Raw genomic sequence first — 10,037 nt, forward strand, 5'->3', positions numbered from 1 at the left:
CGCGCGAGATGTTCCGCGCCCAGGGCTTCCCCGAGAGCTACCGGATCGACACCGCTCCGGACGGCCGCGCCTTCACCAAGACCGAACAGACCCGCATGTGCGGCAACTCGGTCTGCCCGCCGGTCGCGGCCGCGATCATCGCCGCGAATTGCCAACACCTGGCAGAAAAGCAGAGGGAGGCCGCATGATGGCTGAACCGCAACGCCCCTACACCCCGGACATGCTCGCCGAGCGCTGGGGTTGCTCGGGCGAAACCGTACGCGCGATGACCCGGGACGGCCGCCTGCCCGCCTTCCGAGTCGGCGGGCGACTTCTCAGGGTATCAGCACAAACGGTGAGGGACTTAGAATGCGGGACTATCGGCTCGGCCGCCTCAAGGGCCGACATGTCGTCATCTGGACGGACGACGATGGCAAACGGCGACGCTATCGTCTTGAGGCCCACACGGCCCGGGAGGCCGAGCGGGAAGCGCGCGACCTCATCCTGAGGCTGGACGCCCCTCCCGCGGGCATGACGGTCGCGCAGGTCTGGGACGCCTATCGCATGGAAATGGGCGACCGGCGCCAGGGCGCCAAGGTTGCCCAGGCCGGAGGCGTTGTGCTGCCCCATTTCGGGCATCTGTCGGTCGAGCAGATCACCGTGGCCGACTGCCGAAGCTACACCGCGAAGCACCGCTCGGCCGGGCGCAAGGACGGAACGATCAGATCCGAGCTCGGGTGCCTTCGGTCCGTGATTCTCTGGGCCCGGAAGACCCGCCTGATCTCCACCGCCCCGCCAATCGAGATGCCGCCGACACCGGCGCCGCGCGACCGCTATCTGTCCCGGGAGGAGGTGGACAAGCTGCTGGCCGCCGCCGTCGACCCACATATTCGACTGGCCATGCTGCTGATGTTGACCACGGGGGGACGAAGCGGCGCGGTCCTGGAATTGACCTGGGGCCGGGTCGACCTGGCAAACCGCACGATAAAACTGGCAACGAACGATCTGGGCCCGCGCAAGGGACGCGCCACGGTGCCGATCAACGACACGTTGATGGCGGCGCTTCAGGAAGCGAGGCAGGCCGCCGTTTCAGATTACGTCGTGGAGTGGGGCGGGCGCCGCGTCGGATCGATCAAGACCGGGTTCAATGCCGCCGTCGCGCGGGCCGGAATCGCCCACTGCACTCCGCACGATCTGCGCCGGACAGCAGGCCGATTCATGGCCGAGGCCGGTGTGCCCATCGAGGAGATTGCGGAGTATCTCGGCCACACAAATCCGAACATCACACGCTCGACCTATGCGCGCTTCAGCCCCGGCCATCTGCGCCGCGCGGCCGGATCTTTGGAGTTTGGAACGCCCAAATTGGTTCAACGAACCAGAGGGCAATCCCCAAAACCCAACCTAAGTATTTGATTTTATGGTGATCCCGGCAGGACGCCGCGAATGGCGTAAAATCAATACGATGCCGGGGGAAGTTCCAAATTACTGCACCACGACATTTCAATAACTTAGATCGCGAGCTTCCAAGTGGTTCGTAGGACCTGAAACCACCACCGGAACATCAGGGTTCGACAGAGGCCTGCGACTGTTTCGAGCTCCTTTACCGCCTCAGCGCCCCCCCTGACGACCACAGCGCACTCAAAGCGGAACGTCACGATCCGCAACGCGAAGTCTCGAAAACCGCCGTCTGCCCCCTCAGTGGCGCCGCGTCTCAGCACTGTGCCACGTCCCGCAGCCAGCCCGCCACATACGACAAACGCCGCTGCAGACGCAGCGACCGGATCGCGAGCGTGTTCGGAAGGCTGAGGGACTGGCGCCGCATGACAATACGTCACGAGAGGTGCACGGAATTCTTCGTCCCCGCCGCCTCTCTAACCACAACCATCATGTTCTGGCTAGGAATCCTGGCCCTTAGGAGGGGACAGGTCCTGTCGCAAAATAGAAGAAACTGCACAAAATAAGCCGCCCCCAGGCAAGCATGTTCCCTTTTTGTGCAGACGAAATCGGCTTGTGCAGGTTCGGCGAACCAAAGAGCATTCCCCAAATTATTGTGGCGCTTCGGGCATTGAGCCCCCGCATTTGGTGGATCGGATTGATGGTGAATTTGTCCGCCCCTTAAGTCTAGAGTCAGGACTCACAACCAATAGATGACGGTCGCGGCCAGAGCGCAGGCCGAGAGGAATAGGATCGTGCAGCGGTTTTAGCTGGTGGCGATGCGCCGCCAGTCCTCAAGGCGAGCGAACATGTTCTCGATCCTGTGGCGCAGGCAGCAGAGGTCCGCGTCGTGCGGGATCGGAACCTTACGACCGATGCGGGAGGGGAGCCCTTCTATCGTTCGGCTTGAGCGCTGCACCTGGCCATGGATCCAAGTATGCTTGGGCTTGGCAGGCCGAAACCCGATCCCTTTGGTGTCGTCGCAGATCATGTCGAAGCACACCCGCTAGGCGAAAGCGGAGTTTCGATTCCAGGGCGCCCCCAGAGAGTTTGCAAACTGCGCCCCCAGATTCGCATAAGACCAAAAATACGAGTTCAACTGGAACACCCGATTTGGCGGTCGGTTGCAATCGCGGAGGTCCGCCCATCGTCGACTGCGAACCATGCCAAAACATCGTGTTGGCGACCACTGCAGGCTGCTTTCATAGGAAGGAGCGCAACCCGCCGACGCGGCAACACAACGCGATGATTTTTGTTGACGAGTTACTCCTCGTCGTTGTCGGATCATCCAGCCGACGGATCTAGGCGTTGTTTGCAATAATGCTAAGGTGTGAAAATGAACATATACGAAGCCATATCAAGCACGGACTCGGAGGTGGAAGGCACCATCCTAGTAATGGACATCGCCGATTCCACAAAAATGAAAGAAGAAACAGAAGAAGTCGGATGGCTTGGTAACTACGCGAAGGCATTTGATATTATCCTGCAAAACATCCCCGAATCCGGAGAGGTTGTAAAATACCTTGGAGACGGAATAATGGTATTTTTCAGAGAAGACGAACAAACAGACGCGATAAATGCAGCAATCAGGACGCAAGAAGCACTGGAAAAGGCGAAAGAAGATAAAATTATTAAGGTGGTCTTTTCGACTGGCGTGGCATCCGGAAAGTTCTGGCGGGTTCCTCTCGGAAATGATCGCTTTGACTACCTTGGGCAGGTCGTCGACAAGGCATTTCGCCTGTGTTCTGCAGCGATGCCAAAGGCTATTTTCGTGGATGCTGATACCGTTGTCGCGGCCAACGTCACCAAGGTTCGCTCCACGGTTGGGAGCGCACTGCGCCGCAAACCCGCCGAGTATGTCGGCAAGACAGCGAGCATTCAACTCAAGGGGTTTGCCAAGTTGGTCGAGTACCATTCCGTTCATTGGACGGGCGAGCAATTTGGTGTAAAACCAAGCCCTTCCGAAGGAGGGGCTCTGGATGGACGCAGTGCGCTGCCTGCCAAGGCAAGGTCGCTCCCTCAGAGCACAAGCGACCATGAGATCAGCCTTATTGGAAAGTTCACCGAATGGCGCGGCAACTCCGGGAGGGTACGAACTGAATCGGGTAACGAATATTTTTGCCATAAAGGCAACGTCCCCGAGGGCCTAAATGTGGAGGCCGGTCAAGAAGTGTTCTTCATTGAAAGGCCAACGGGTAGAGAGTTGCCAATGGCCGAGCACATGGTTCCTTTGGGAGCAAGTTTTGAAGGAGAAGTCGTGGATGCGCACGGAAAAAACGTATTCTTAAGATCGGCCGCCCTATCGACATTGGGCCATGAGAACGTCTATCTCTTTTGGGAAGACGAAATTATTCTCAAGCATGGGGATCGAGGGACCTTCTATCTAGGCAAAGGTTTCTCCAAGCAGAAGAACCGCTATACCCTGAGGGCCGAGGGCTTCGAGCGGCTCTGATCCCGTAGCACCAAGCGCTCCATTAGTTGGCCGTCTCCGATTTCCGGGGGCGGCCCATCGGATATTTTTAGAAGGTGGATATTGCACATAGACGCACCCGTTTTGATTGGAACGCCGCCGGAGTGGCTTTCGGATGTTAACCCCAACATATTAAAAAATATACTTTGATTTTTTCGCGCAATTATGGCTGGGTTATTCCGAACTTTTCCGGTTGACGAAAATACCCCGACCCAGGGCCACATCAGAGATGTAAACCCGGGACCTTCTCACATCGTCGGATCGGCCGCGACAGGGCGATCAGAAAGCGCTGCCGGGAAATTGCAACCGACCGCGCTATAGCGCCGGTACTTATCACGGAACCCGCGTGAAGTCTCAATCTTTTCGCGCGCATCTTTAAGAATTAGAAACAAATGTGTGTTCAGGTGTCCGCCCCCCAGCGCTGTCTAGATAAGCCCGGACGCATTGAAGTTCAGCCTTGCCGCATCAGGTCGAGCGGCGACCGGCCGCCGAAAGCCCCGTTCGGTCCGGGAGCCCAAGGATATCCGCGTGCAGACGCCTAGAACAGAATCCCCGGTGCGTCTGGATCCCCAGAAGGTGCGACATGCTGTCCGCCAGATCGTGGACGACGCGCCCATAGTCATGCACGCTTCAGTGGGCGGCCGAGGGGCAGGGCAGACTGTGGAGCCAAGGAGATAGACGATGATCTTCTTCGGCGGTAGTGTCCGGGACTCGGGCATGGCGAAAAATGTTACGGGGCGGGTATTGCCAATGGCGAATGATACGAAGACTTATGAAGCAGATTTCTTCAGATGGCTCAAAGATCGCCTGAAAGACAAGGGCCTGCAATTTTCACAATGTGGCTTCAAGCTTAAGGACAGCCTCGGCTCGCGACATGACATCAATTTAGAAAATGGATTCTGGAAGGAACCGCATTACTCGGCAAATAAGCCACCGCGATGGCTTTACCAGATCGAGCTCGCCGGAACACGTTGGAAGGCTGTCAATCCTGCTGGCGGAGCGCTCAATCTCGGCGCGGTCAATGCCTCGCAGGAAGACAAGGCAGGCGTGGTCTTCCGCTTGGTGCCGCTCGTGCAGCAGGATGTTAACAACTATTTCCGGAACGACAACCTAGAAGTCCACGTACTTTTCATCTTCCACGGCGCAACGCCGAAAGGCTCCTCGTCAGAAGCTTTTCAATTCGACCCCGGCAGCGGGGCGATGCAGTTCAAGGGCGCTGCCCTGCCTTATCTACTGGCAGGTCTTCTAGGGGTGAAGCCGCGCGAATATGAGGTTGAAGTGTCGATCTCGGGAACACCGTGCAAGCTAACCTATGGAGATGTAATCGACGCCTTGGCAAAGGATATCAATGTGTTGCCCATGAATGGGACAGCAGGCCCGATCTCCGTCTATGACCTGAGCGAAAAAAAAGACTTCGAACGTCTCAAGAAGGACATCTCCGACGCATGGAAGGCGGCGGGGCCGGTCGCGCCGCCTGCGATTGCAGCGGGCGACGGCCAAGATGACGACGAAATCGTCGCGCCCGCTTCGTTGCATATCCCTGAGATGACCGATCTTCTCGGCATCGATCCGGCGGTCTATCGCCAGATCAACGCGGCTCTCACCTCGGGAAAGCAACATATCATGCTTTACGGCCCGCCAGGGACAGGAAAGACAACGCTCGCTCGACACATTGCGACGGTACTGACAGGCGGAAAATGGACGTTGGTGACGGGCTCCTCTGATTGGAGCTCGCAAGATATCATCGGTGGCTATCAGCCTATCGGCGACAGCTCGGTGGCCTTCATTCCGGGAGTGCTACTGCGCCGCTTCGACCGCCCCCTTATCATTGATGAGTTGAACCGCTGTGACATCGACAAAGTGATCGGGCCGCTCTTCACCGTGCTGTCGGGACAGCAAACCACCCTGCCCTACCGGCTCAACATCGAGGACACGGACAGCCCGCAATATGTGATCCTGCCGGAAAGCAAACCCTCAGCGAAAGCGCATGAGTTTGCACCGGGGCCACACTGGCGCTTGGTGGCGACAATCAACTCTATCGACAAGGCATCCCTCTACCAGATGTCCTATGCGCTCGCGCGGCGCTTCGGATGGGTCTATGTCGATACTCCGCGTGACACGAAAGGCTTCATAGAAGCCTTCCTCCGCAAGGAACAACCCGCCTGGCCCGGGCCATCGGCAGGAGATCCCTGCCCGCTCGCGGCCTTCTGGGACGCGATCAACTCGGTGCGGGTCATTGGCCCTGCACCGATTTTAGACGCCATGAAGGCAATACAGGCAATGTGCATGGATGCGGAGTTCTTCGCAGTGCCTACGACTCGGATGAAGGAAGCACTGCTCGATGCCACGGACATGGTTCTCCTGCCTATGCTCGACGGGATCGTCATGCAGGATGCGGAGTCCATCGCAGGCAAAGCTATCGAGGTATTTGACCTCGATACTGGTCAGAGCGCGCGGATAATGGCGCGGATGGCGTCCGTGGCGGTATAGAGAAAGCGTGATGGACACGCTCGACCGAGCCATTGGTGACTACGCGGCGAGGATGTTCCTGCGGTATTTTCGCCGAGGAACGCTGGCTGGTGTAGACAGGCCGCATGTCGATCTCGCGCGAGACATCGACTTGCTGCGCGCCCATTGGGCGCTATCGGAGCCCGTGCGGACCTTTCTTTCCTATGTGCTGACCCATCGGCACGAAGCCCAAAGCCTGCTGCAATTTGTGACGAGATCTGATGATGCAGTGGCACGGGGACGGATCGACGCGCGGGGTACGATACTCGCGCGGCGGATGATCGGACACCCTTCGCTTGTTATCTACGAAGAACCAATGCGCAGCTTCAATACTGGGCCGAACCAAGTCGTGGCATGGGTTGTGCATACGGCCGCAATCTACGCAGCGCGGCTTTCCGCGCTTCAACCTGTGGGCTCGTCCTACACCCGCCTTGTGGAAGACACGATGGCGGATGTGACGGCGGTTATGCGCCTCGATGCCTTTCGCGAGGTGTTCAAAAGCGTGGCGGTCCATCGTAGGCCAGGACCGGGTGCACTGCGGGATGCAGCACGGTCACGACGAACGATCTATCGACTAGCGATTTCTGCCTATGCCACGCTGACCAAAGTGGAAGCGGGGGAAGAAACGGCTCTGTTGAGCGTTCTGCAAAGCACGTTGATCGGGCCTCTGGAGCAATGGCGGCGTTTCGAACTTGCCGTGGGACTGGGCATTGGAGAAGCCTTGTCAGCAGAAACTGGTGAGAACATGAGCCTTGCTCTGCTCGGCAAGACGGCAGAAACACCAATCATCTCCTGCGGACGATATCACATCTTTTGGCAAGGCGGAGGTGGATTGTTTTCCCAACCCGCCTTGGAGCCGTCCGAAGAAAGGCTCGAAGCAGTGTTGGCGGCCTATGGAATGCGGATCGCAGCCGATCGCCCCGACCTGATAATCACCGACCGGCTTGCCGGTCGGGCAGTTGGTATCGTCGAGGTAAAATATCTTTCAGGAGACACGACAAGCGCCCGCTTCCGCGAAGCGGCTGGGCAGATAGTGCGCTATGCGCGCGGCTATAGTTCTGAAACCCAGATAGACGGACTTGTTCGCGCGTCGCTCATTGTGTTGAGCCGCGAAGCCCCCGCCCTACTGGATGAAAACGCGCCCGCGCCACGCGTATTGGATTTCGCTGGGTTGAGCAATGGTAAGCTTCAGTCTTGGCTGCAGGAACGGCTGCTTATTCCCCCTGCCTAGTGGGCTGGCAGAGGGTACGTAGCTTACTCCGCAGCGATTTTGGGCGATGCCCTCTTCCGCATCCAGGCGGGACGCTCGGCACCACCATCCTCGAACAGCGGCACGTCTTGTTCCTCAACTGGCCTTGCACAAGGTGAGGCGATCTCATAAGGGACGCCGCGATCCTTGGGAAGGGGCTGAAGCTCGGGCACGAAACGGGCACGGGCTCCGAGAAGATACTCCTCGGACAACTCACAGCACGCCCAGCGGCGCTTCAGATTCTCTGCGACGACGCCCGTCACGCAAGAGCCTCCGAAGGGATCGACCACCAGATCGCCGGGATCTGTAAGGAAGCGGACAAAATACTCAGGAAGCTGAGCCGGGAAGCGCGCAGGATGAATAGGAATGTTCTCGGCGCGGCAATGATCTTGATATCGCCCGTTGGACTCCGTGTTTGCAATCGCCAGCAAGTTCGGTGGGACAGAGCCACCGTTGTCTCTGTTAAACTTGTCGGAAATGTCATGACCTGAAGGGCGCAGTTTGGCCTTGTAGCCGTTTTTCAGCAGTTGTTCCATCGACTTCGAGTAAGGCTGAAGCACGCGTTTGTTGTTGGCCTTGGGATATGGCGTCTTCGACAGCCACCAGACGGTGTTTACGGCGTCCTTGACACGCACGCGGCGGACATTCACCCACTCGGCGGGCGTCGGCAACTTCGACGGATTGAACCAGTAGTGCTCCTGGCACAGGTGGAAGCCATATTCCTCGACAAGCATGACGAGGAGCTTGAAATGGTAAAGACTGCGCGTCGGCTGACCTGGCACCCAGGCGCCCCCGATGTCGATGACGAGGCTGCCCGTGTCCTTCAAGACGCGGTGGAAACCTTCGGCGAAGGGGCGGAACCAGTCGCAGTATCGATCGGCATCTTCATTGCCGTAGCTTTTCTTCCGCACCAGACCGAAGGGCGGTGAGGTCATGATGAGATCGACGCTACTCGCTTGGGCTTTGTTGAAAAGGTAACTGCGGCTATCCCCCCAGAAGATTTGGCCAAGGTCGGTCTTCAGGAACGGACGCAGAAGATTGGCGGGAAACTCACGGGTGTTGGTCTTTTGCACCCCCGAGGAAAGCCCTTCCTCTTCGGTGAAACGTGCATGGAGAACGCGAAAATACTCACTGAGCGAGCCATACCCCTGCGCGGCAGCTACCATTTCGATCTCTGCACGTTCCTCCTCAGTCAGGCGGATGTTTGCGGCTTTTGTTCTTGGATTCTCTGCTCTTGGCCGTGCCATATGATCCCTCGCCTGCTTCACGAATGCACCTTAGCTGATGGCTTTTCGCAACACAACAACCAGATGGACTAACAGTCACACAAAAACTGACGCGATCACTTAAGTCATTCTATCCCATTCCTCTGAGCTTCCAGAGATCACGCCCCACACACCCGCCCGGTCAGCGCTGTCAGATCCCGCTCTTCCGCGGCCGTGAACGCCAGCCCGTAGGCCTTGGAGATCCGCCGGAACCGCAGCACGTACTGGCAGCGGAATCCTTGATCGGGGGGCAACCAGTCGAGCGGCCCGCGCGCGCCCTTCGAGCGGTTCGCCGAGGCGGTCACGGGCAGCAGGTTGACGGGATCGAGGGCGAAGCGGGCGCGCTTCTCGGCCGACCAGCTGGCGGCACCATGGCCCCACGCATAGCGCAGCGGCACGATGTGATCGATGTCGAGATCCCCGGCCTCGGTCACCACCTGGCCGGTATAGGGCGCGATCCAGCGGCCGTGGCGCACCGAGCATCCCGACGGCGCCAGGGTCACCGGCACGGTGGAGAGATCCGCCAGCAGCTCGGCCCGGGTGTCGAGGCAATCGCCGTTTGGATCGGCCCAGCCCGGGCCGAAGGCCGCGCGGGTATAGGGCGCGGCCGGGCTCGCCAGATCCGGGGCCTGCACAACCGGGGCGCAGGCCAGGAGCGTCAGGCTCAGGATCGGCAGGGGCAGAAAACGGCGCATGGGGCAGACCTTTGACCGTGCGCCCCCAAGATCCGGTTAAACGCCGACCGGTCCGGGGGAACTCATACCAGCCCTGTCATGACCTCGCGATTGGCGATGATCAACTCCCGCGCCGCGGTCGCGCCGCTCTTCGAGACCGAGTAATTCAGCCGCACCTCTTCGATCCGGACGCCCTCAAGCCCTTCGCCCCCTGACCGCCTCGCCGATGCTTCGCCCGATCTCGCCTGGCGAGGGGGCGATCCACCCGATCAGGGCGATCAGCACGATCCAGGCGGGGAGTTCGTTGACGACGACGGTCTCGACGCGGTCGGCGCGGAGGCGGTTTTCCGATTGCTCCTGGCGGATCTCGCGGGCGCGGGGGCGCACGATGCTGGGGGCGTTCTCGACCTTCACCCCTTGCACATTCTCGGCCCCGGCCTGGACATTGGCGGCGAGGT

The 10,037-nt window shown here is 59.2% G+C and carries 10 protein-coding genes; 6 read left to right on the forward strand and 4 right to left on the reverse strand.

What is annotated here, in order from left to right; genetic code table 11:
- From BYZ73_RS20035 to BYZ73_RS20045, 3 genes are all read left to right on the forward strand, one after another.
- Positions 1-188: DNA cytosine methyltransferase (locus tag BYZ73_RS20035; protein ID WP_146746362.1), on the forward strand; the 188-nt coding region annotated here is incomplete at its 5' end.
- 32 nt (positions 189-220) lie between these two features.
- Positions 221-487 carry an excisionase family DNA-binding protein gene (locus BYZ73_RS24215; protein WP_425451105.1) on the forward strand — a complete coding sequence of 89 codons (267 nt, stop codon included), beginning with the start codon at positions 221-223 and terminating at the stop codon, positions 485-487.
- Entirely contained in the window at positions 394-1,392 is a 999-nt protein-coding gene (locus BYZ73_RS20045) for a tyrosine-type recombinase/integrase (protein WP_425451106.1), read from the forward strand. Before BYZ73_RS24215 ends, BYZ73_RS20045 begins: the two co-directional genes overlap by 94 nt.
- A gap of 787 nt (positions 1,393-2,179) precedes the next feature.
- Here BYZ73_RS20045 and BYZ73_RS24220 read toward each other — a convergent pair.
- Positions 2,180-2,404, reverse strand: a complete 225-nt coding sequence (locus tag BYZ73_RS24220; protein ID WP_112317415.1) for a hypothetical protein — start codon at positions 2,402-2,404, stop codon at positions 2,180-2,182.
- A 384-nt stretch (positions 2,405-2,788) separates the two neighbouring features.
- Between BYZ73_RS24220 and BYZ73_RS20060 the strand changes: the two genes are divergently transcribed.
- The 3 genes from BYZ73_RS20060 (at position 2,789) to BYZ73_RS22540 (ending at position 7,622) form a co-directional block, all read left to right on the forward strand.
- A complete protein-coding gene (locus tag BYZ73_RS20060) occupies positions 2,789-3,865 on the forward strand; it encodes an adenylate/guanylate cyclase domain-containing protein (protein ID WP_181498130.1) in 1,077 nt (358 codons plus the stop codon).
- Positions 3,866-4,564: 699 nt separating this feature from the next.
- Positions 4,565-6,373 carry an AAA family ATPase gene (locus BYZ73_RS20065; RefSeq protein ID WP_112317417.1) on the forward strand — a complete coding sequence of 603 codons (1,809 nt, stop codon included), beginning with the start codon at positions 4,565-4,567 and terminating at the stop codon, positions 6,371-6,373.
- A 10-nt stretch (positions 6,374-6,383) separates the two neighbouring features.
- The gene (locus BYZ73_RS22540) at positions 6,384-7,622 is read left to right on the forward strand and encodes a hypothetical protein (protein ID WP_146746364.1); all 1,239 of its coding nucleotides are present in this window, start codon (positions 6,384-6,386) and stop codon (positions 7,620-7,622) included.
- A gap of 23 nt (positions 7,623-7,645) precedes the next feature.
- Here BYZ73_RS22540 and BYZ73_RS20070 read toward each other — a convergent pair whose 3' ends face one another.
- The 3 genes from BYZ73_RS20070 to BYZ73_RS22930 form a co-directional block, all read right to left on the reverse strand.
- On the reverse strand, positions 7,646-8,908 hold the full coding sequence (locus BYZ73_RS20070) for a DNA-methyltransferase (protein ID WP_220086865.1): 1,263 nt from the start codon (positions 8,906-8,908) through the stop codon (positions 7,646-7,648).
- 116 nt (positions 8,909-9,024) lie between these two features.
- Entirely contained in the window at positions 9,025-9,600 is a 576-nt protein-coding gene (locus tag BYZ73_RS20075) for an HNH endonuclease family protein (protein WP_112317419.1), read from the reverse strand.
- 174 nt (positions 9,601-9,774) lie between these two features.
- Positions 9,775-10,037: bacteriophage spanin2 family protein (locus BYZ73_RS22930; protein WP_181498131.1), on the reverse strand; the 263-nt coding region annotated here is incomplete at its 5' end.

The sequence above is a fragment of the Rhodovulum viride genome, from assembly GCF_003265965.1.
Classification (GTDB): domain Bacteria; phylum Pseudomonadota; class Alphaproteobacteria; order Rhodobacterales; family Rhodobacteraceae; genus Rhodovulum; species Rhodovulum kholense.